This window comes from Ammoniphilus sp. YIM 78166, assembly GCF_004522215.1.
In the GTDB taxonomy this organism is placed as follows: domain Bacteria; phylum Bacillota; class Bacilli; order Aneurinibacillales; family RAOX-1; genus YIM-78166.
On record NZ_SDLR01000005.1, the window covers coordinates 233,575 to 254,206 of the forward strand.

The 20,632-nt window shown below is 40.0% G+C and carries 25 protein-coding genes and 1 pseudogene; 6 read left to right on the forward strand and 20 right to left on the reverse strand.

Annotated features, from left to right (window positions below; genetic code table 11):
• Positions 1–649 precede the first annotated feature (649 nt).
• The 8 genes from thiM to EIZ58_RS22350 form a co-directional block, all read right to left on the reverse strand.
• Positions 650–1,456, reverse strand: a complete 807-nt coding sequence (thiM, locus tag EIZ58_RS22315) for a hydroxyethylthiazole kinase (protein ID WP_134703128.1) — start codon at positions 1,454–1,456, stop codon at positions 650–652.
• A 23-nt stretch (positions 1,457–1,479) separates the two neighbouring features.
• Positions 1,480–2,247 (reverse strand): SDR family oxidoreductase, encoded by a 768-nt coding sequence (locus EIZ58_RS22320; protein WP_134703129.1) that lies wholly within the window; start codon positions 2,245–2,247, stop codon positions 1,480–1,482.
• A 13-nt stretch (positions 2,248–2,260) separates the two neighbouring features.
• Entirely contained in the window at positions 2,261–3,274 is a 1,014-nt protein-coding gene (locus tag EIZ58_RS22325) for an ABC transporter substrate-binding protein (protein WP_134703130.1), read from the reverse strand.
• Positions 3,271–4,026, reverse strand: a complete 756-nt coding sequence (locus EIZ58_RS22330; protein ID WP_134703131.1) for an ABC transporter permease — start codon at positions 4,024–4,026, stop codon at positions 3,271–3,273. Before EIZ58_RS22330 ends, EIZ58_RS22325 begins: the two co-directional genes overlap by 4 nt.
• The gene (locus EIZ58_RS22335) at positions 4,023–4,769 is read right to left on the reverse strand and encodes an ABC transporter ATP-binding protein (RefSeq protein ID WP_134703132.1); all 747 of its coding nucleotides are present in this window, start codon (positions 4,767–4,769) and stop codon (positions 4,023–4,025) included. The genes EIZ58_RS22330 and EIZ58_RS22335 overlap by 4 nt, the downstream gene beginning before the upstream one ends.
• A 10-nt stretch (positions 4,770–4,779) precedes the next feature.
• Positions 4,780–6,228, reverse strand: a complete 1,449-nt coding sequence (locus EIZ58_RS22340; RefSeq protein WP_134703133.1) for an acyl-CoA reductase — start codon at positions 6,226–6,228, stop codon at positions 4,780–4,782.
• Positions 6,225–7,313, reverse strand: a complete 1,089-nt coding sequence (locus tag EIZ58_RS22345) for a LuxE/PaaK family acyltransferase (RefSeq protein ID WP_134703134.1) — start codon at positions 7,311–7,313, stop codon at positions 6,225–6,227. The genes EIZ58_RS22340 and EIZ58_RS22345 overlap by 4 nt, the downstream gene beginning before the upstream one ends.
• Positions 7,314–7,889: 576 nt before the next feature.
• Positions 7,890–8,135, reverse strand: a complete 246-nt coding sequence (locus EIZ58_RS22350; protein WP_167577886.1) for a hypothetical protein — start codon at positions 8,133–8,135, stop codon at positions 7,890–7,892.
• Between the two features lie 93 nt (positions 8,136–8,228).
• Here EIZ58_RS22350 and EIZ58_RS33735 point away from each other — a divergent pair, with 93 nt between their 5' ends.
• Positions 8,229–8,396 carry a hypothetical protein gene (locus EIZ58_RS33735; RefSeq protein WP_167577887.1) on the forward strand — a complete coding sequence of 56 codons (168 nt, stop codon included), beginning with the start codon at positions 8,229–8,231 and terminating at the stop codon, positions 8,394–8,396.
• Between the two features lie 261 nt (positions 8,397–8,657).
• On the opposite strand, the gene EIZ58_RS35225 is transcribed toward EIZ58_RS33735, so the two are convergent.
• From EIZ58_RS35225 to EIZ58_RS22360, 3 genes are all read right to left on the reverse strand, one after another.
• A complete protein-coding gene (locus EIZ58_RS35225) occupies positions 8,658–9,167 on the reverse strand; it encodes a CBO0543 family protein (protein ID WP_370297784.1) in 510 nt (169 codons plus the stop codon).
• Positions 9,168–9,315: 148 nt separating this feature from the next.
• Complete coding sequence (locus tag EIZ58_RS22355) at positions 9,316–9,801, reverse strand: CBO0543 family protein (RefSeq protein ID WP_134703136.1); 486 nt, start codon at positions 9,799–9,801, stop codon at positions 9,316–9,318.
• A gap of 220 nt (positions 9,802–10,021) precedes the next feature.
• Positions 10,022–11,356 (reverse strand): alpha/beta hydrolase, encoded by a 1,335-nt coding sequence (locus EIZ58_RS22360; RefSeq protein ID WP_134703137.1) that lies wholly within the window; start codon positions 11,354–11,356, stop codon positions 10,022–10,024.
• Positions 11,357–11,764: 408 nt separating this feature from the next.
• Here EIZ58_RS22360 and EIZ58_RS22365 point away from each other — a divergent pair, with 408 nt between their 5' ends.
• Entirely contained in the window at positions 11,765–12,511 is a 747-nt protein-coding gene (locus tag EIZ58_RS22365) for a stalk domain-containing protein (RefSeq protein WP_167577888.1), read from the forward strand.
• 255 nt (positions 12,512–12,766) lie between these two features.
• Entirely contained in the window at positions 12,767–12,922 is a 156-nt protein-coding gene (locus EIZ58_RS35230) for a cation transporter dimerization domain-containing protein (RefSeq protein WP_370297799.1), read from the forward strand.
• A gap of 47 nt (positions 12,923–12,969) precedes the next feature.
• Here the strand turns inward: EIZ58_RS35230 and EIZ58_RS22375 are convergent, their stop codons facing one another.
• Genes EIZ58_RS22375 through EIZ58_RS22390 form a run of 4 tightly spaced genes read right to left on the reverse strand, consistent with a single transcriptional unit; the run spans position 12,970 to position 15,930 of the window.
• Positions 12,970–14,034 carry a sensor histidine kinase gene (locus EIZ58_RS22375; protein WP_134703140.1) on the reverse strand — a complete coding sequence of 355 codons (1,065 nt, stop codon included), beginning with the start codon at positions 14,032–14,034 and terminating at the stop codon, positions 12,970–12,972.
• A gap of 15 nt (positions 14,035–14,049) precedes the next feature.
• Positions 14,050–14,754 (reverse strand): response regulator transcription factor, encoded by a 705-nt coding sequence (locus EIZ58_RS22380; RefSeq protein ID WP_134703141.1) that lies wholly within the window; start codon positions 14,752–14,754, stop codon positions 14,050–14,052.
• Entirely contained in the window at positions 14,751–15,356 is a 606-nt protein-coding gene (locus EIZ58_RS22385) for a DedA family protein (RefSeq protein WP_134703142.1), read from the reverse strand. Before EIZ58_RS22385 ends, EIZ58_RS22380 begins: the two co-directional genes overlap by 4 nt.
• A 1-nt stretch (position 15,357) precedes the next feature.
• The gene (locus tag EIZ58_RS22390; RefSeq protein WP_240689319.1) at positions 15,358–15,930 is read right to left on the reverse strand and encodes a class I SAM-dependent methyltransferase; all 573 of its coding nucleotides are present in this window, start codon (positions 15,928–15,930) and stop codon (positions 15,358–15,360) included.
• Positions 15,931–16,165: 235 nt separating this feature from the next.
• Between EIZ58_RS22390 and EIZ58_RS22395 the strand changes: the two genes are divergently transcribed.
• Positions 16,166–16,627, forward strand: coding sequence for a CBO0543 family protein (locus tag EIZ58_RS22395; protein WP_134703144.1), 462 nt, complete (start codon positions 16,166–16,168; stop codon positions 16,625–16,627).
• A gap of 111 nt (positions 16,628–16,738) precedes the next feature.
• Here the strand turns inward: EIZ58_RS22395 and EIZ58_RS22400 are convergent.
• Positions 16,739–16,984 (reverse strand): annotated as a pseudogene (locus EIZ58_RS22400) (DNA alkylation repair protein); the annotation flags it as partial.
• A gap of 33 nt (positions 16,985–17,017) precedes the next feature.
• Complete coding sequence (locus EIZ58_RS22405) at positions 17,018–17,395, reverse strand: VOC family protein (protein WP_134703145.1); 378 nt, start codon at positions 17,393–17,395, stop codon at positions 17,018–17,020.
• Positions 17,396–17,985: 590 nt separating this feature from the next.
• Here EIZ58_RS22405 and EIZ58_RS22410 point away from each other — a divergent pair.
• Together EIZ58_RS22410 and EIZ58_RS22415 are read left to right on the forward strand one after the other, a co-directional pair.
• A complete protein-coding gene (locus EIZ58_RS22410; protein ID WP_134703146.1) occupies positions 17,986–18,210 on the forward strand; it encodes a hypothetical protein in 225 nt (74 codons plus the stop codon).
• Between the two features lie 173 nt (positions 18,211–18,383).
• Positions 18,384–18,659, forward strand: coding sequence for a hypothetical protein (locus EIZ58_RS22415; protein ID WP_134703147.1), 276 nt, complete (start codon positions 18,384–18,386; stop codon positions 18,657–18,659).
• A 247-nt stretch (positions 18,660–18,906) separates the two neighbouring features.
• Here EIZ58_RS22415 and EIZ58_RS22420 read toward each other — a convergent pair whose 3' ends face one another.
• From EIZ58_RS22420 to EIZ58_RS22430, 3 genes are all read right to left on the reverse strand, one after another.
• Positions 18,907–19,248: a zinc ribbon domain-containing protein YjdM gene (locus EIZ58_RS22420; RefSeq protein ID WP_134703148.1), complete on the reverse strand. Its 342-nt coding sequence runs from the start codon at positions 19,246–19,248 to the stop codon at positions 18,907–18,909.
• A 245-nt stretch (positions 19,249–19,493) separates the two neighbouring features.
• Positions 19,494–19,910, reverse strand: coding sequence for a hypothetical protein (locus tag EIZ58_RS22425; protein WP_134703149.1), 417 nt, complete (start codon positions 19,908–19,910; stop codon positions 19,494–19,496).
• A 62-nt stretch (positions 19,911–19,972) separates the two neighbouring features.
• The gene (locus tag EIZ58_RS22430; RefSeq protein ID WP_134703150.1) at positions 19,973–20,344 is read right to left on the reverse strand and encodes a VOC family protein; all 372 of its coding nucleotides are present in this window, start codon (positions 20,342–20,344) and stop codon (positions 19,973–19,975) included.
• Positions 20,345–20,632: the final 288 nt, after the last annotated feature.

The following is a 20,632-nucleotide window of genomic DNA, read 5'->3' on the forward strand; positions in this document are numbered from 1 at the left end:
TCTACCACCCTTTCGATAAACATTATCATTACGTTTTGTTTTACATATCTTATCTTTTTTTATTCAAAAAGTAAAGTGCTGAAAATCAATAAATCGAAACCATTACTTTTTAATAAGAAGTGCGGGAATGACCAAAAGGTCTCGATCCCTTGTCAAAGTATCTCTAAGTCTTTGCCACTAGTTTCGAATGACAACCCTACAAGTAGTAGCACGGCAGAAATAGCATTGTCATTCTCTTCCTTGTTCCTTTCTACGTCTCTCTCAGCAAACTTAAAAGGGATACAATCTGTATCCCTTTTTGTTGTGAAACATTAACTCACTACCGCATTAACTTACGTGTGTATTCATGGCGCTCTTCACTCGTAATATTGCGGCTGGCAAACTCATCTACAATTCTACCATCCTTCATTTCGATAATCCGATCGCTCATCAATCTTACCGCTTAAGCGTGAGGGTTATCAGCGATAGGAGAAACAGTACGAATACAAGCTGAAGCAGGCGTACTTTGACCAATTGCAAACCGATTACTTCACATCCGTTTTGTGGGTGATGATGTAGTACTCTTCTGGACCAGGCTTCCAGCCCACCACCCTTTCATTGATTCCGACAATGATATTCGGATAGACCGCATAGGAGTGCGGAACTTCTTCTAATGTTTATCAATCAATCCCATTTGCCTAATATGATCCCCATTGACTTTGGCTAATTGATTTAATAACTCGATTTGGAAACTCCCGGGACCTTCTTCTCTCTTGTTGTTTGCAGCGATTTCCGCTGCTACCCCATAACTAACCAGCGCGGAAGCGGACGCCATCAACAGGTCAGATTCCACCGCAGCGAATGCGCCTATAACGGATGTCAATAAGCACCCAGCCCCTGTCACCTTGGTGAGCAAAGCATCTCCGTTTCGAACCACATAGGTGTTTTGTCCATCGGTGATCACATCCTCTTTTCCTGTAATCACCACAACCAGGTTTAGCTGCGCCGCTGCTTTTTGGGCTAGGGAGATCGCATTCCCATGGCCTTCACCGGAGTCTACCCCTTTGATGCTCCATTGCTCGCCTATCACATGAGCTACCTCTGCTGCATTTCCTCGCAGAATCGATACCTTTGTTTCCCGTAGGATTCTTTGGGCTGTCTCCGTTCGATAGGGAGTCGCTCCGGCACCAACTGGGTCAAATAATATGGGAACCCCTTTTTCATTGGCTGCTTGTCCGGCAAGCACCATGGCTTCGACTTCCGTTTCGTTCAACGTTCCCATATTCAGCACGAGAGCTCCTGCGATGCTCGCCATGTCTTGGACCTCCTGCTTCGCGTAAGCCATTACCGGGGAAGCTCCTAGGGCCAATAAGCCATTTGCGGTAAAGTTGGTTACCACCACGTTAGTTATATTGTGCACCAGCGGGTTCGTAGTTCGTACACGATCTAATGTATCAATGATTTTCTCGATAAGCATTCGTTTTACTCCTTATTGGTCATTTACTTCATCATCAGTCCGCCATCGACCAATAAGGTCTGGCCGGTAATGAACCCGCTCCAATCCGATGCAAAAAAAAGGACGGGTCCTACAACGTCTTCAGGTGTAGCTATTCTTCTTAAAGGCGTCTGAGCAATCAGCATTTCTTTGACTTCTTCTTTGGTTTCGCGACTGGCATCTGTTGGATAGACCAACCCAGGTGCTATGCAATTTACCCGAATGCCTAAGGGACCCAGTTCGGCAGCTAAATTTCGGCTGTATCCGATGAGTGCTGTTTTGGCCGTATTATATTCATGATAGGGGACAATGGGTCGTTCCACCAAATCACTGGCCATATTAATGATGCTTCCACGCCCCTGTTTTCTCATGACGGGCATGACCGCCTGGCACACATAATAGGTGGATCTCAGTGCTCCATCCAACTGCGACTGATAATCCTCCCATTTTAACTCCCAAGCCATCCGGCGTTGATCTGGATTGAACGTATAGGGTTTAAACGCATTATTGACCACCACATCAATTTTTCCCGTTTCGAGCAGGATTTCCTCAATCATCATCTTAACGGAATCTTCCGAAGTAACATCAGCCTGGATCGCCCAGGCATCTCCTCCTGCTTCCAAACAGGATTGGACTACCTGGTCGGCTGCTGATTCGTTTATCACATAATTGATGGCCACTGTCGCCCCCTCTCGGGCAAAACCTTTCGCAATGGACGCCCCAATTCCCCGACTAGATCCCGTTACCAATACCACTTTGCCTTGAAGATTCATCCTTCTCCTCCTCTTACTGGTTGGACGATAGATCTATGACCACATCAGACATATTGAGGTCATGCTCAATAAGACCTAATTTTTTATACGTATCTGCTGCCTGCTGAAGCACTTCTGTTTCCAACGCGCCAAGTCCTTTCTCCTCCGTCACGGGAGAAAGGCTGGAGGCATTTCGCAACTTGATAATTTCCAGGTTCATGTTTTCATCTTTCCCATCAATGGCATGTTTGACCGCAAGCGATGCGGCTTCCTCCGGATTTTCAATCATCCATTGGGCGCTGATCTGGTAAGCTTCCAGAAACTTGTCCAGCAGCTCTTTTTTCTCCTGATAGGCTTTTTCTGTGACAACGAAAACGTCACTAGGAACATTCAGAAAATCCTTCACCTCCAGCACGTTCACGTCGCCAAGCCCTTTTTGTTTACCGATAAGCAGGCCGGTATCCGTGGCAGCCGTGGCATCGACCTGTCCCTGCATTAAAGGAGCAAAGTTAAGCAATCCGGTTTCTACGATCGTAACGTCTTTTTCGGTAAGACCTGCTTGGTGGAGGAGAACTAATAGATTTTGTCTCGTCCCGCTGCTTAAGCTATAGACCCCGATCTTTTTTCCTTTCAAATCTTCTGGTTTGGTGATGTTGTTCTCTTTCAACGAAACGACATTAAACACATTCTGCGGGTAGATGTTGTAGATCACGCGAAGCTTCTCCCCTTTGTCCAGGGCAAAGAATAGCGATCCAGGGTCTGTAAAGGCAATATCGGCTTGACCTGACAGAATGTTCTTAATCGCATCTCCCCCACCGGCTCCGGGAATAAACGTCATCTCTAATCCCTTATCTTTAAAAAATCCTTTCTCTTGATCCACGAGCAAATTCGTTTGTTCGGTAATCGGCTTGCTCCAGCTTGCCATCCTGATCTTCTCCGGTGTTTCGGTAACAGGAGCCGCTTGATTCGGTGTTTCGCTGCCTGCACACGCAGATAGTAAAACGGACATGGATAGAAATAAGGAAGTAAAAATGTTTTTTGCTTTCATCTCTTGGTCTCCTCTAAATAAGTTTTCAGCCATTTTTTTTCTAACAAGTTTACCAGTTGATAAAGGGTCATGCCTAAAAGTGTAAGTAAAATCAAGACCGCAAACATCAGCGGTGTGTCCATCATCCCCTGGGAGGCAATGATCAGGGCGCCAAGACCTTCACTTCCCCCGATAAATTCACCCACAACGGCCCCAACAACCGCCAAGACGACGGCTACCCGAAGTCCGGACAGAATGCCGGGCAAACCCGCAGGGATTTTGAGCTGCGTGAGGGTCTGCCAACGGCTGGCTCCTAATGCCTTAAATAATTCAAGCTTTTGGCCGTTCGTATAGTGAATCGCGGTCAGGGTGTTTTCAAGCAACGGAAAAAAACAGATTAGAGCCGTAATGACCACCTTGGATGTCATCCCAAACCCGAACCAAAGGATAAATAAGGGAGCTAGTGCCAGTTTCGGTACCGCTTGGCTAGCAATGACATAAGGAAATAACAGCTTTCGCAGCATTTCCACTTCTCCCATTATCACACCGATGGCAAATCCAAAGGCGCAACCGAAGAAGAGCCCCAGTAAGACCTCTGCAGAGGTTCGTAGGATATGCGGGAGAAAATAGCCGCTGATCAGCCCCTCTCCCAGTGTATAGAGAATGACAGAGGGGGCCGGAAGGACAAGCTCAGACATATGTCCTGCGATCCACTCCCATATAGCTAAGAGGAGGCCAAGAAGGAGCAAGGAATAAAAGGAGGTTTTGTTCATTTGCGGCCTCCATTCATGGCCTGCCGGATGCTCCAGCAAAGCTGGCTAAAGGACGGCTGTACTCTCATTTCTACATGGCGCGGCTTGGGCAGGGGGACCTCTAATTCATACACCAGTTTGCCTTCAGCCATCACAGTGACCCGGTCCGATAGGTAAACCGCCTCAGCGATATCGTGGGTGATAAATAAAACCGTTGTCTGGTTCAGTTGACAAAGCCGCAGCAAATCATCCTGAAGCTCTTCACGGGTGATGGCATCCAAAGCGGCAAAAGGTTCATCCAAAAATAGCATAGCGGGGCGCTGGATCAGCGCTCTGGCTATCGCCACGCGACTTTGCTGACCGCCGGATAACTGTTTGGGATATTGATCCTGATACCCTGACAGACCCATCAGATCAAGTAAATGCCTGGCATAATCATGGTCTTCCTGAGTCGGTTTCCGCTTCAAGGAGATGGGGAGCAGGATATTTTCAAGCGCTGTTTTCCACTCCAATAAAGTCGGCGCTTGAAATACGTATCCGGATGAAGGGGATGGGCCCTTCACTTGTTGACCATCAAGGGAAACGATCCCTTCGTCGGGATGCAAGAGCCCGGAAGCCAATTTTAACAGAGTGGTCTTGCCACACCCGCTTTTCCCTAGAAGACAGTGAAATTCGCCTTGGGGAATGGACCAATGGATATGTTGCAGGACAGGCCCTTTATTTTCATATCCATAGGTTACTTCCTGAATCGTTAAAAAGCTCATCTCCTCACTCCTAATCGATATACGGGGCAAATGATTCCGCCACGTCTTCCGCTGTACGTTCAATATCGACCACCTGTACAAGGTCCGTTAAGTTAAAGCGGCCGTCATGGTGCCATCCCGGCTCCGGAGAGGTCATCTTGCCTAAGGACGTGATCCGGGTAACTCCCGCTTGTCCAAGCAAATGAGCGGCATGAAAGAGCTCCTTTGGACTGGCCGCTACCCCTGCCGTCTGCAAAAAAGATCGATAAGGGGAGATAAGCGGCATCAACTCCTCAATCTGATCTATAGCGACCACTTTGACTACTCGATTGAGGCAACTTGCAGAAAATACTCCGTTTTCCTCATATACCACGGCCCAGCTTCCTGAATCACCGCCCATGATTTCTTTGTCTGGATGGGAAAGTAAACTCAGTTCCTCCTGCTGCTGCCAACTGGCTATAGAAGTCACTTCCTCCAATGACAGCTTTCGACGTGGATATCTTTTTTCTAAAGCAGCTAATTCGTTCGCCAGATACCTGGAAAATTCCCTAGGAGAGATCTTCCCCCCTTTTTGCACATAAAAGAGATGCGGGGAATAACATCCCTGCTGGTCAAAGCGCATGATGTCGATGGCGGCCTGGTGAGCGACTTCCCAAGACTTTCTCGGATCGAGGCAGGATTTAGAGACCCATCCAAAACTCATTTTATGGCCAAACGACAAAAATCGGGTGGTGACAGGCACTTGTTTCGAAAGCGCCTCTAGTGATGGGTTACTGCCATAGCCCACGACGACTTCCGCTTGGCGAAACAGGGAACTTTCCCGTTCGGCGTCCCCGCCCTTCCACCAAACCACCGCCAGGCAATCGGCTAAACGAGGTTCAACCTCTACTAAAACCTGAGCAAACCAACCGGCAAATAAAGGCTCCGCGCTCGATACTTTTCCGATGTTCCCTGCCTTCACCAGCAATCCGGAAATGAGACTCCATAGAGGTAAGGCAGGAACATTCCCCGCCCAAACATGGACCACCAACTGTGGACCGACGGCCTTGGAAAATCCCCCTTTGGGACGGGGTTGAAAATCGTCAAGCAGCAAAGGATTCCCAAAATCCTCCACTAGAAAACGCTGGAGTTGCGGCTTTCTGAACGTTTTTAAAAAAGAAGTCAACCCAAGCCGGATCATTTCGGCATCATAGCCCGTGACAGCGGGAAGAAGCTGTTCCGCCTTTTTTCGATAGGGCGACTGCCTGTCCAACAAGCGTTCAATGGCCTGATCAATGATGTGTACGATTTCCGATGTGGTGAAGCTTTTGAGAACATCGGAACTTGCATGCTTGACTTTATCCGCTACCTTGTTCATCTGTTGGATGGTTAGAAGAGGAACCTCCACTTCCACAGGACCATCCATTCCTTGAAAAGTTAAGATTTTCGTTTCGATTTTCTCTTCCCCGATGGAGGGAATATACCCTGCGATCTCTCTCATGAAGGCATCCCCTTTGTTGCTTGAATAAATTCATCGACGGCAATGGAGCAGCCTCTTGCTTCTACTCCTTTAGCCCTCCCTAATAGCAAAAAGCCGTCCTCCTTCTCCATCCCCATATCTTCCGTTAGGATGGTGGTCACCGAATTAAAATTGGCGAGATCACAGTGGATGAGCACCCCTCTCTCCCCGCGCGGTACGTCTTCACCGGTTAGAGGATTTACGACGCGGGTTCGAATCCAAAACGGACCGGATTTTACGGAAGGCACCGTCTCATTGCCGAAATCGTAAAATTGAGTGCTAAGTTCCGTCATGCCGTACATATTTAGGCAATGTTCCCGGCTGATTCCTAAAGAACGAGACAGCAAAGTATAAAACTCATCCAGTTCCAACTCACGGGACTGATTTTTAAATCCGCCTGTATCCAAAACCTTGCTTCCCTGCGGCAGTGAATAAGACTTACCCCTACGCTCCAACTCTTCCAACATATGCACAAAACTGAAGCTCGCCCCTAACAAGGCATAAAGTTCTCCCGTCCGTTCCGCTCGTTCTAGTTCCTCAATCAAACGGTCAACGAGAATCCCCTTATCTCCCATTAAATACTGGCTGTCGTCTGTTCCAAACTCGCGAAGGGCCAACGCAAGATAATGGGCTAAAGAGGAATTTGGCATCGCCTCTTCGATCGGAAATAAAATCCCCATGCGTATCCGCTCCGTATCTCCCATGAATCGCTTCTTAAAATTCACCAACATGGATTGATCATACACTTCCATGGTGGGATGAAAATGCTTCCCGCTGATTCCTTTCGTTGTCCCGCTCGTCATGAAAATTCTCTCTGCCCTATCAGGATCCTTACAGCTGAGGGTACATTCTTTGAAAGCATTGATCGGTACCGCCGGGATATCCTTCCACGATTTGATGGTTCTAGGGGTCTTCCCTTTCTGCATACAAAACGACCGGAAAGGAGCATTTTGACTGTACTGATATCGAAATAGATTTAAGGCTAACTGATTAAAAGACTCTTCGGAAGAATCGTTACTCTCTATAAAAGCTAGGATATTTTTAATAAGGATTTGTTGTTCGTTCATATTTGGGTCCTCCCTCTATGCGGTGCCTTTATTGTAGTTCCAAGTATTAGTTCAATTACGGGCTTGATAAAAACGTAAATAGGCACTTTTGCGTAAGCAAAGTGCCTATGATTTGACTCATGACTAGTTTCCTAACGCTGGCATTACCCAACAAGTTCAACGGTCAATGGCAGATTAGCCATCCTCTCAGCTCGATTCCACGGGCTCCCGAAATATATGGAATTTTCTATACCATAGTCTACTTCTTCAAAACTTAAAATGCAACACTTCAATTTTTAGTCCGGAAATCAGCTTTCCATTTTAATCATACCTTGGGATTATCTGTGATTGATTCTAATTAAGAAGCTTTCCTTACATTGTTCTCACTTCCCGTCCGTAGTTGAGCAATGTTTCGCTTGAGAAAAAACGAAGTCACCAAAGCTAAGACAAGAAGAAAGGAAAAAAAAGTAAAAGGTAGCATTGTAGCTATTCGTTGCCTCCCGAATATAGGCTAAAAGGCCATCCAACAAAACGAATTGAACAGTGAACCGTAAGATCGACACTATGAAAAAAACATACTATTCCTATCTTTAGGTACTATATAGCTTGATTGTAAATGTATCTATCTATCTGTTCATACGCTACATCAACCAAATCATCAAGTTCATCCCGCTGAGTATTTAATCCCTTGATTTCATTTAATAACTCCTCCTTATTATCCGTTTTGTCCCAATCAATAAGTTCATAAATAAAGTCAATCTTATCGTCCAGTTCCTCTCTTATGGCATTCCATTGTTTAATTTGATCAAACAATTTTTTCGGAAAATAATTCACTTTTTTCACTCCGTTTTTTGTTTTGATATCCTAATTTATGGTTATCTTAACACCTAACGAAAAAAATTATCCCATAACTTTCCATAAACGAGGTGAAATTTCATGACAGATTACAGCAAAAAATCCGTGGAGGAACTTGCAGAGCTAACAGCTCATTATGAGCATGAAAACTTTGAAATCATGAAAGAATTGATTCGCCGTGGGGTAGGCAAAGATCTACCAGATACTCTTGAACATCCAAGCATGTTTCCTGTTGAAGAAGATTTTTAGTTTTTTATACGAAATCCAAGACGTAGATGAACCCAGTAAGAAGTCCATGTCAAAAAGCATGGACTTTTCTTATTAGATCCAATATGCGGATACAAATAATTTGATTAGATTAATTATTGTTTCGCTAATCTGCCTACAGTACAATAAAAAGGCTCCCTTAGATTGGAAAGCCTTTTCTCGTTCTATTTAACTCTTGATTTAATAAGCACTCATGCAATAAAACTTCCTTCGGTTGATACCAAAGGAAATTAATTCATGTATCTATTTCACTTTACTAATGGGAATATCAAATATAATTAAAAAACAAAAAATTATTGGAACCGTCAGTAAGTATGCTAATAATGGTTTCTTGTGGTGCAATAGTAACATCGGGAAAAGCACACAATTAAACAAAACTGACAATCCAAAATTCCATCCATTATGATAATCAAATAAATTGATCGAAACAAAAAATAACTCAATGGCTGAATATATTAATATCCAATAAATAATATGTCTGATCTGTTTTACAATTGAATTTTGAGGAAAACGAGAAAGATATATTAATACAGAACAAGGAAAACCAATAAATGTTACAACAATACTGTTCCAAGTGTGGGTCGGCAACCAAAAATCTTTAAACTCCCACAGAGTATGCTGGTACGAAAGTACATCATACAATAAGGAAATGGCAATCATGTAGAGCATTGTGGAATGATATCTCTCCCAATTCCTCCAGTCACCCCAGCGCCAAACTGCAAGTATCCAAAAAATCTGCCCTATGATATGCATTGATTACCTCGCACGGGAAATTTTACCTATATTTTTTACCTAAACTAAAAATTAATTCATTTCCATTTAGAATTACTGCCTGCAACAAAAAAGAAAGAATACTGCATAAGAAGCCTTCCTGAGCAATAGACTCCCGTTAACTCAATAGCTATATGGATAGTTTCACCACCCTTGAACTATCTTGCCTTTTTAAATAATTTTTATTTTGCAGTAGCTTATAATATCTGTAAATGACCATAAAAGTGAGTAAATAGACACAGAATGTCCATCCAATATTCCAGCCGTTTAAATAAATAACCCTATCACTTTTTACAGCAATCCATTCAAGTAAAGTAATAAAAATAGCGAAGAGTAAGAGTAAAGTATATTTATTTCCAATTCCTCGATTAACTAAATAAATAAAATAACATGCAAGGACAGGATAAATTCCTAAATCAAGTGGTAAAGCAGAAAGTGATTGGTTATTTAGGAAGGGTTTGAACTTCCAAAGATAATTAAACCCCCATTCATTTATTACTGTGGCGGCAACTACCCCTATTGGTGCTATTAATATGACAATTATAGAATTTCTTTTATATATCCATACACCAAGAATCCAAGGAATAATAAACCCAATGACAAAATTAAAAAACACAATGTCCCTCCCCCTTTAACTCATGTATAGTATATACATTTTCCAGTATACAAAATACACATGCGGAACCATTGTTTAACCTAACTCCATTTATTATCTGACATTGAGTATCCTTTACTTCAACAACAAAAAGGAAGTAGGATGACACCCTGCCCCTCAATAAATAATGCTGCCAACGATATTCTTCCATATCATTGGCAGCATTTATGTCTACTCTATCCTATTTCCCTACGAAATCTTGCACCAAATCTTCAAATAGCTGAGACCATGCAAACCAGTCATGTGCTCCAAACACAGGATTTTCAGCCACATCAACTCCCAGTGCCTTAAGTTTAGCATGGAAAGCATGAATGTCAGCTTGACTAATAACATTATCATACTCACCATATCCCAGTATGACTTTTGGGGCATCCAGTTCGTTATACTTATCTAAAGCACCAGCCTCAATAAGTCCTTTCCAAACGCCACTCAGTATCCCAAAATACCCGAATTCAGTAGGGTTCTCAGCATATAAAATGGAAGTTAAAAAGCCTCCTCTTGATAATCCAGCAAATGCACGATCGTCGCTTTCTTCTGAAACATTATAGTTTTCTTCTACATAGGGTAGAACCTTATTAAAGAAATTTCGGTTAATCATAGAGTAATCCCATAGATTATCCGATATATCTCCTTCTTGGTAATCCCATGGAGTATCAGATGTATGCAAAACTGAAGCTGTTGGAGGATAATCGTTATTATCAATAGCAACCACTATTGCAGGTTCTACTTTGCCTTCTGCAATCAAATGATCCATAATATTGCCTGCATTTGCAAAAGCGAACCACTCCGTTTCATCTCCACCTGTACCATGGGAAAGATAAATCACTTTATAAGATTCTTTTCTGTTTTTGTCATAGCCATAAGGGAGATAAACGCCTAAGTATTTACTATCTCCATTTATATCCGTGTATGGAACATAATGAACTTGTCCAACTTTTGCATCTTTTCTTGGGAGTAAAATTGAATTGTCTGTTATCTGTTTGTGCTTATCAAACATCCCGTAAACAACACTATGTTCTTTAGGATAACGCTCCAGATTGCTTAAAGGCGCTATATTAGCCGGATCTGGAATCGTGATATCTATATCCTTGTCATTCCCGTTAAATGCATAGGCTACCTTATATTGATAGCAGAATGAACCACTTGGAATGGGCAAACTAATCATCCACAAATCAGTACCCTTAATCCTTGTCATCTTCTCTTCATATCTATCGGTCTTAGCAGGGAGCATGCCTGGTTCCCATTGGTAAGGCGAATACCACTTCTTAAGATCTTTTTCCTCTGGTTTATAAAATCTAAAATCTCCACTAAAGACGACATAATCAGCTAAGGGGTCCTTATAAACAAAAGTGGCCGTATAGCCCGTAGGTGAATTTTTATCTACTTTAACCGTTGCACCTTCTTTTACTCCGTTCATATTATTAGCTGCCATTCCCGGTGAAGCAATAGATGGAATGAACAAAGCTAAAGTCAAAACCAAATATAAAATTCTTAAATACCCTCTTCTGATTTTCATTTCTTGTCTCCTTTACAATTTTTTAAAGGCTAACTGTTTCCGTACCTGATTGTGATGAACAAAAAGAGACAGGACCTAAAAGCCTATTTCCTTGTCTCAACACATATTCTGTTATTATTATCTCAATATATGAATTATTAAGATAACGATATACATATTATACCAACATAGTTTACTATAGTTAAATATTACTTATTACATATTTTTCCAGACTAAATAATACAGTGTGGCTAGTATAAATGAACTAGATTAACATCCTAAGAACTAAGATAGACCATGTTAGTGTATGTTTTCCGTGTTTTATTAGTACTCCCCCTAAAATATGATATCTAAAATAAACTCCCTACCCGCCATTGGCGGCAACTTTTTGGCTACTGGTTCGTCTAAAAATTGGAGGTGTTTTTTTTAGTGAAACTATCAAAAAAGATTACTTTAGGGGTTATCGCGTCCTCTCTATTATTGGGAGGATCCGCGTTGGCCTATTCGTCGTACACCAAAAACATCAAAGTGACTTTCGCCAATATCAAGCTAATCGTCAACGGAAAGACGATCGAAACAAAAGCCGAGCCGTTTGTCTATAATGGTAATGTTTATGCGCCCGTGGCTACTATCGCGAATATGTTGGGAGTTAGTCAAGAATGGGGCAATAATCCTCCTTCGGTTCGTTTTGAAAGCCTTGATCGGGTAGGAAGCGCGCCACAGTACATGGGTACATTCGGACGTCAATATTATCCCCTGGACTATGTTTATGCGTTGAGGGATGACAATTTCATGAGAGAGGGCTCACTATATAACAAGGTTGTCAATTTTACAAATCAAAAAGAGCTTGATATTCCTAAGAATGAGAGTGAAGGAAGGTTATATCCGATCTCGGGCATGGTTCACGCTGATATGTTTTATATGTTGGAGCGAAATTCTAAGGGTACATTTATCAATGGATACAAGATCGACAAAGTGAAGACCGCCATTTCCAAAGTATTTTCCCGTGAGATCGAGCCAGTTGAGGGTCATCTAACTTTCAATGAAGCCACGCGGGAGTTTACCGAAAGGATTCATAAAGCCGAAAACGGGAAGGCTAAACTTGTCGGCGTAAAGATCTATCGGATTAGCTGGGAAAACCAAATCACCAAAACCGATGAATTGATCATGGAATAAAAAAGACGACTCTCATTCAACTTCTTTGAATAGAGAGCCGTCTTTTCTTTTATTTCACATTGAATATTTGAACATACGAATAGGGTCCGATTGCGTTTCGAGCGAAGACTGAATTACCATTTTTAAAAAGTTTCCTGCATTCAATCTTTTTTCTAATAGCAAAGAGTATTTTGATCGATAAAAAAACGTTTCTCTAGACCCACTTGATATGGCATTGTTAAAAGCAGATGGATTGAATAATTCTACTGATAAGATATCTTTGTAGGTGTAATGATCCATGTTCACCCTAGTAGGGATATTGTGGAGTGTCATGCCATCTGTGATGAAATTGAAAAGATGATGTCAGAAAAACATCATGTTTCCCATGTTCATATTCATATTGAACCTGACAAGAAGTTGTTAATTTCATAAACGTTTCCATAGGTTTCCCTTCTCATAGGTTTGAGAAGGGTTTATTTTTAATTAACGTATAACGACAATTTTAATTTAATTTTAATTGCAAGGTATTCACCTGAAGACTCAGCCCATATTTGTCCACCGTGCATTTCTATAATGCTTTTTGAGATGGCTAACCCAAGACCAGAGCTGTCATCATCAACAGACCTCGCTTTGTCCAGCTTATAAAGCCGTTCAAATAATCTGGGTAATTCCTCTTCCGGAATCGGATCTCCTTTATTTCCAATTTCAATAATGGCAAACTCATTTTGTATTTTTAATTTTATATGGATAGTTCCAGGTTTAACGCTATACTTTACGGCATTACTCATTAAATTCTCAAAAACCCGTAGCAATTGGCTAGGATCAGCTTGAATGGGGACGGGACTATCTGGAAATTCACTTTTGATGACAAGCTGGTGTTCTCCAGGTACACTCATTTCATCAATAAATTGCATCAGCATATCTTTTAGATTAATGTCCATAAGGTATAATTGGATTTCTTTATGATTTAACTTTGTGTAAGCAAATAAATCATCCATTAGTCTTTTTAATCGCTCAGCCTTTTCGAATGCTGTATTTACGTAAATATCATGGGATTTTTCATCTTCATATTTTTTATCTTTGAGGATGCGTAGGAATCCTATAATAGTAGTCAGAGGGCTGCGCAAATCATGAGAAATGTTCGTGATCAGTTCACTTTTCAATCTTTCGATTTCTCGCTCTTCATCTATTTTTTGCTTTAATGCCAACGAAAGTCCGTTTATACTTTTGGCAAGTGTTGCCAATTCGTCTTTTCCTTTCACAATCATGGTAGAACCAAGGTTTTCATCAGCCATATTCCGGATATTTTCTTCCATGTATTCAATATACTTAATTTTACTTCGAATACTGAAGATGAATATAAGGATAAATAAGCCAACGGCCAATAAAAAACCAGTGATGATAATGGAGTTGTGTTCAACAGGCGAAATAATTCCGCCTTCGAGATATTTTTTTAAAAACCAAATAGCGTATGAATAAAAGAATAAAAACGATACTACAAAACAAATAGTTATAATCAGGAGTAGTCTGGTAACAATTCTCATGAGTACTTCTGCTCCTTAAAACGATTCAAGTTTATAACCCACACCCCAAACCGTTTTAATGTATTTGGGCTCTTTGGGATTTTCCTCGATTTTTTCTCTCAGTTTTCGAATATGAACCATTACCGTATTCTCCGAGCCAAGAAATGCTTCATTCCATACTTTTTCGTATATTTGCTCAATGCTTAGGACAATACCCTTATTTCGAGCAAACAACTCTAGAATATCGAATTCCCTGCGGGCTAATTTTACTTCTATCCCTCTAACTGTAACCTCTCGCATTTTTCTATTAATCTCCAATTCTCCAATTTTTATTTCATCTTTGTTGTCACCGATGTCCCTTTGACCCAGCGTCAAATACCTTCTAAGATGAGATTTTACTCTAGCGACCAATTCTAAGGGATTAAAGGGCTTCGTCATGTAATCATCAGCACCGATAGACAAGCCCCGAATTAAATCCGTGTCTTCGGACTTAGCGGTTAAAAAGATAATTGGGATGTTCTTAGTCTCCCGTATTTTCATACATGTTTCCATTCCGTCCATTTTTGGCATCATCATATCAAGGATGATAAGTTGAACATCTTCTCTGCTCAGAATTTCCAATGCTTCCAATCCGTCGAAGGCTTGAAGTAGGTGAAATCCTTCGTTTTTTAGATAAACTTCAATAAGCTTGTGTATATTTTTGTCATCATCAATAATGAGTATGGATTCTTTATCTTTCATTCCACTTGTTCACCCGTTTTCTTTATTTTACTAACCAAAAAAATCAATAGAGCCGCGATGCCGCAAACAGAAATGGCTATCCATCCAACTTGAGTAAGATAATGGCTAATAACATCTATAGATTGACCAAAATACATTCCGGTGAAGAAAAGAGCCAATGTCCAAAAGAAGCCAGTTGAAAAAGAGAATAGGACATATTGATAAAATGGCATTTTATTCATTCCTACAATATACGGAACGACATGACGAACAACGGGTAAGAAGTAGCTTAGAACCAATGAAAAAGCCCCATAGCGTTTAATTAGGTCATGGGCCTTCTCCATATATTTACCCATTTTCTTCTTTCTCATCATATAATGAAGGGCTGGAAAACCAATGGCTCTTCCTACGCAGTATCCAATCGTAAGTCCTGATACGACCCCGGCGTACGTAAGAAAAAAGGCCGGTAGAGGTTCTAATATCCCCATGGAAGTCATAAAACCACCACTCATGACAATCACTTCATCTGGAATTGGCATCCCCACGATCCCTAGCCACAAAAAGAAAAATAAAGCAGCATAACCATAATGCTCGACCCCCTGTAAGATTACGTCTATATCCATTCTAATTTCCCTCTTTCTTCTTTGCGCACGTATAAACAAAAGCAGGTGGAATATTACGCAGCTCGAAGCCAACTTCCACATGATCGAAGTATTGTTTTAACATGCTTTTCATCTGCAGGGAATATTGGAAAGCAATAAACAGACCATCCGGCTTGAGACTTTTGGATATAGCCTTCATGATATTTTTTCGAAGCTCTAGTGGAAAGTTAGCAAACGGTAAACCGGAGACAATACAATCCACTCGGGGAATGTTAAGTTTATGAAGTAATAGATCTAGCCTCTCTGCGTCTGATCCAAAGGTTAACGAGGGATAAGCTGTCTCTAAATTTCGCCTCATTTGATTATCTTTTTCAATAATGACTGCCTTTGTTGAAACCTTTTTATGTTTAGATAGGTGGCTCGTAAACACTCCGGTCCCTGCACCTAATTCAACAATGGTGTCAAGGTTATCCCAAGATACATTCTCAAACATCTTATTTACAAGGAATTTTGAACTAGGGGTTATACTTCCCACTTGTGCTGGTGATTCAATAAATTTATTTAAAAACGTGAAACGCTCCTTTGTTATACTCATCATATACCTCACTCCTTTAAGAGATTTCATAAGTATCATTATCGTTTCAAAATCTTAAATAAACCTACAGAATTTCTTAAGAAAATCTTAAATGTTGCAAAACCAAAAAACGAGAGTACGCTCTATGAAGCTCTCGATGCCCTTTAGCTCAATAATAAAGATCAAAATTATTTCCTTCATAAAACGGTAAAACTAATTAGTATTACTACCTTAATAAACAGGGGACCAGCGCAACATGAGATTTTCTATTGTCTTATTCTCTACTTCGTGGATTTTATTTCTGATTTTTGCTGATAAAAAGAAAATCCCTTTGTATATTTCCACTTGTTACACTGCTGTGATATTAGCCTTTATAACGGACCTCCTCATGGTCACAAGACCCTTATGGGAATATCCTGTGAGGGTTAAAGAGCATTTGTTTTGGATAGAGATGATGAATGCATTTGGGATCTATTTTGTTACGACATTCTTATTCCTTCAACTCCTTCCTCAAAAGCAAACTATTTTAAGGATGACACGCCATATCTTCTACTGGTCGACTTTTGCCATCCTCATTGAATACCTTGCTTTAAAAGTTGGGTTCATAAAGCATCAGATGTGGTGGAATCTAGGATGGTCTTATTTATCCGATGGGATTCTTTTTACCTTCTTTTACGCTCATTACAAATGGAGCAATAAATATTTCAAACAGAGTTAATTCTGAGAAATACAATTTCAAAAAAGAAGGAAGGCTGCATATGCAGCCTTCCTGAACTCATCTAGGTGTGCGTTTCGGATAGATACATCCATAATTCTCTCCCCATTATTATTAACATCTTACATATTTACGTTTGAAACCAAGTCTCCCCCTATCCATCTCTTTTTGAATACTTTCATAAGCGTTTAGGAGACTGCTTTTTTTCTTGTCCCGTTTGACTTCTACTGTACCTACTTCCTTGGCGGTCTCCACTGCCTTTTCATGTAGCGGCAAATATGAAATCCCCACCGTGTATAGAAAATTATTCATAGCCGATTTCGTTCGTTCTGGCGAATCACGAATCGTATGGCTCTCAACCAATGGAATCCTGCAAAAGGCCTTTGCTTTTAATTACATTTCGGGTACTCCCGCTTCAGGTTTTATCTCAAACAAGTAAAGGGGATTGCCGTCAGGATCACTGAAGTAGGCGAGCCGGGTTGCCTTTTCATCAATTATTTCAGCAAAGACAATCCCCTTAGATTTCAATATTTCGAACGTATGATTGAAATCCTCCGGTTCAAGTCCGATTGACAGACTCTCCGACTTCCCTTGTTCAGGGGAGCCGTTCTCACTGATGGGGTGTAACCCTATTGTTAGCCCAGAGGTCTCAACTTGCGCCCAATGTCCTTCGACTTCGTATTGCAATTTCAATCCAAGGGTTTCAACGTAGAATTGTACTGCCTTTTTCAAATCAGCTACCATTAGAGTTACATTACCACTCTTGAACATTATTATTTCCTCCATCTATAATGTAGTAGACTTGACCCTTAAAACAAAAGAGGTACCCACACATCTCCATATTAAAGTATAGACCCCCGCTGACGGAATAAAACATTGGCGTCAATCAGCTCTACCCTTTTCTTTTTGACTTCATGTTTTTCTTTATCTTCATGAAGTCTACACAATCGCTATAGAATTTAACTAGTTTTGTTAATTATTTTTTATTGTTTAATTAGTCTGTCCTCTCCTATAATGAAGTCATTGTATTAAGAAAGGAGACTTGAACTAATGGAATGGGAAATTATCATTTCCCTATTTGATTGGGAACTCCTCACTTCATCGCTATCAATTGTATTAGGGATTGTCTCTCTTTCGGTTTACGGTTGGACAAAGACGAAAAGAGATATAGGTTCCTATAAATGTACCGATATCAAAGTTATTTTTACAAACATCAACATAAACTGGTTAACAATTTCTATTGTCTTTTCTTCTAAACTTTATTTACGATTTATTAGATTTACGTTTTACAAGGAAGAGACAGCTAACGATTGATCCTATCTCAGTAACCTAAAAGTATTAATTTTAAGGAGATGGATCAAATGTTAGCGATAAAAACTTGTTCAATAGTAAGAACAGGAATAGTCATAACTCATTCTTATGATGAAAAACTTAATGGTCGTAAACTCAATGATATTAGTGAACCTTTTTGGAACCAAAAGAAAAAAGATTGGTATGTCCTTGCTAGAGTAGAAAATTTGCTGACTGGTCGTTTCAGTTCAAGAATGTATCCATTTAAAATATCCGATATAGAATTTGATGTGTAATCAGCCTCTGAATAGCATTTCAAACAACTGAAATGCTATTTGCCTTGGTAGGTTTGGTTTTTGTATCTAACCTCACAGAACATCTGTTATTTCAAAGACCACTTCGGTGGTTTTTTTTACTAAATATGTTTAAAATCCGGAAATAAATCAACACTATTTTATGAGGTGGTCTTATGAATCTATTTCCGACAATACATACAAACTTTTGGGATGCTGTAGTTGCAGTCCCTGTCATTATGATTCTTACTCAAATAATTAAAGTTTTTTTACATGTACCCAAAAAATTTGTACCTTCAATAGCACTATTACTTGGGTTAATCATTTCAATATTCATAAGTCATCGAAACAACTTAGTAGCAGGTATCTTTATGGGCTGGTTCTATGGTTATGCTACAATTGGAAGTTATGCCGCTTTAAAAACGGCAATTATAGCCTATAGAGCTAAATAAGTGCACTAACACTGCAGTTCCAACGAAACATCTACTTTATCCCGTCTCACCTTCTAATGACATATTCTCCAATATCTATGTACGATTTTTGCATTCATTCATAGCCATTTTTGAACGATCGAGACCCGTCGTAAAAACCAACACTTTTGTATTCTGATATGATTCTCCGTTTTTAACCAAGCAGTAAAGAAAAGTGAGGCAGCAAGAGTAAAAGCCCTCCATGTCGGAGGGCTTCCTAAACCTGCATTTATATCTTTTTTACAAACTCCGATTTTAATTTCATAGCTCCAAACCCATCAATTTTGCAATCAATATCATGATCTCCATCAATCAAACGAATATTTTTAACTTTTGTACCAATTTTTACAATCAAAGAAGTTCCCTTTACTTTAAGGTCTTTAATTACTGTAACAGAATCGCCATCGTTTAAGACATTTCCATTTGCATCTTTAATGATTTTTCTATCTTCACTATTTTGGGTTTCCAATTGTAAATTCCATTCATGAGCACATTCTGGGCAAACAAAAAGACTTCCGTCTTCGTAAGTGTATTCTGAATTACATTTTGGGCAATTTGGCAACATAGACACCGTTTTATTTTCTCCATTCGTTATTTTTATTCATTCTGTCATAGTCCTTTCATATAGGCAACCTTTTTCAGCGACTTTTAGCTCAAAAAAGCTAAAGTTACTTTTATTAAAAAGACGTAAATCGTAGTCCTCGGAATTACTTATATAACGATCGGAAAAATCAATTCTCTATTGCTTTACAGATTCTACCTCTACAACCTCATGTTTTAGATACCCATTTGCAAAGCGCCTCTTAAACACAATTGCTAATTTGATGAACTTCTATTTTTTAAATGGATTGTTGGTCCACTCGAATCAGATTTATTCACGCCAACGGTATTGCCGTTGTTTAGATTTCCTTTTTGATCTTGTTTCTTTAATAAACCTTTGTTCTTTTCATTCATTTTAGCTATAGGGGAATCTGTCTCATAATTGGCCCCTATGTTCAGTTTCCCTTCTAGTTCTTTAATTCCAATTGTGCCTATATTATTTTCATAATTTACCTTGTCCACAATAAGTTTCTCAATGTTCAAGTTTTCCACGATGATGTTTCTAGATCTTTCCACATCTTTCAGGAGTTTAATTTCGTTCTCTAAATTCCGTAGTCTCTCATTCATCTTAAACAAATGTTCATCAGGAGAACTGGGAGAAAAAAGACTCCCTCCTGAATGCTTTGTTGCCAAAAAAGAAAAAACCGCTCTTCAGCGGTTTTCTTTTTTTCTAAAAACTAAGGTTACGTTTTAACCTATCTGTGTTGATCTATAAGAATTGGATTTCCATCGGGGTCTTCAATAAAAATATGGGCTGGTCCTTCCGTTTTTACGTCTGCTTCACTAATGATCTTTATTCCCTTATTGCGTAATTCTTCTTGTAAAACTCTTACATCCTTAAACGGATTGATTTCTTCAGCTTTATTATTCCACCCCGGATTAAAGGTCAACATATTCTTTTCAAACATTCCTTGAAACAATCCAATCGTGCAATCGTCATTCTGCATGATTAAGTAGTTTTTTGTCATGTCGCCAGCCAATACATGGAACCCAAGCTTTTCGTAAAACTCTTTCGATACCATAATGTCTTTAACATTTAGACTTACAGAAAATGCACCTATTGTCATCTTTTTCTCCTTGGCTTTTAATTTTTATTAGCTATTCTCAAATTATATTTTACCACAAATAACCAATAAAGAAGATTTAAGATTTAATTTCAAAAACCAGACCCATCCAACATTCTCATTACGGATTTAGTCTTTCTTATATTCATAGCAAAACCGTCGGAAAATCTAATCATGCAGGAAAACCCTCGATGGGTAAAGGAAAAGGTCCATTCCTTATCGAATGGACCTTTTACCTGTTCTGATAGCCTTCGGTCATTTTCCTCAAGATCGTTTACGTCGCCATCACAC

Coding starts and splice junctions, on each gene's coding strand:
- thiM (WP_134703128.1), bottom strand. CDS start 1,456: ATGCTTATCGAGAAAATCATTGATACATTAGATCGTGTACGAACTACG.
- EIZ58_RS22320 (WP_134703129.1), bottom strand. CDS start 2,247: ATGAATCTTCAAGGCAAAGTGGTATTGGTAACGGGATCTAGTCGGGGA.
- EIZ58_RS22325 (WP_134703130.1), bottom strand. CDS start 3,274: ATGAAAGCAAAAAACATTTTTACTTCCTTATTTCTATCCATGTCCGTT.
- EIZ58_RS22330 (WP_134703131.1), bottom strand. CDS start 4,026: ATGAACAAAACCTCCTTTTATTCCTTGCTCCTTCTTGGCCTCCTCTTA.
- EIZ58_RS22335 (WP_134703132.1), bottom strand. CDS start 4,769: ATGAGCTTTTTAACGATTCAGGAAGTAACCTATGGATATGAAAATAAA.
- EIZ58_RS22340 (WP_134703133.1), bottom strand. CDS start 6,228: ATGAGAGAGATCGCAGGGTATATTCCCTCCATCGGGGAAGAGAAAATC.
- EIZ58_RS22345 (WP_134703134.1), bottom strand. CDS start 7,313: ATGAACGAACAACAAATCCTTATTAAAAATATCCTAGCTTTTATAGAG.
- EIZ58_RS33735 (WP_167577887.1), top strand. CDS start 8,229: ATGACAGATTACAGCAAAAAATCCGTGGAGGAACTTGCAGAGCTAACA.
- EIZ58_RS35225 (WP_370297784.1), bottom strand. CDS start 9,167: ATGCATATCATAGGGCAGATTTTTTGGATACTTGCAGTTTGGCGCTGG.
- EIZ58_RS22360 (WP_134703137.1), bottom strand. CDS start 11,356: ATGAAAATCAGAAGAGGGTATTTAAGAATTTTATATTTGGTTTTGACT.
- EIZ58_RS22375 (WP_134703140.1), bottom strand. CDS start 14,034: ATGAGAATTGTTACCAGACTACTCCTGATTATAACTATTTGTTTTGTA.
- EIZ58_RS22380 (WP_134703141.1), bottom strand. CDS start 14,754: ATGAAAGATAAAGAATCCATACTCATTATTGATGATGACAAAAATATA.
- EIZ58_RS22385 (WP_134703142.1), bottom strand. CDS start 15,356: ATGGATATAGACGTAATCTTACAGGGGGTCGAGCATTATGGTTATGCT.
- EIZ58_RS22390 (WP_240689319.1), bottom strand. CDS start 15,930: ATGAGTATAACAAAGGAGCGTTTCACGTTTTTAAATAAATTTATTGAA.
- EIZ58_RS22395 (WP_134703144.1), top strand. CDS start 16,166: ATGAGATTTTCTATTGTCTTATTCTCTACTTCGTGGATTTTATTTCTG.
- EIZ58_RS22405 (WP_134703145.1), bottom strand. CDS start 17,395: ATGTTCAAGAGTGGTAATGTAACTCTAATGGTAGCTGATTTGAAAAAG.
- EIZ58_RS22410 (WP_134703146.1), top strand. CDS start 17,986: ATGTTAGCGATAAAAACTTGTTCAATAGTAAGAACAGGAATAGTCATA.
- EIZ58_RS22415 (WP_134703147.1), top strand. CDS start 18,384: ATGAATCTATTTCCGACAATACATACAAACTTTTGGGATGCTGTAGTT.
- EIZ58_RS22430 (WP_134703150.1), bottom strand. CDS start 20,344: ATGACAATAGGTGCATTTTCTGTAAGTCTAAATGTTAAAGACATTATG.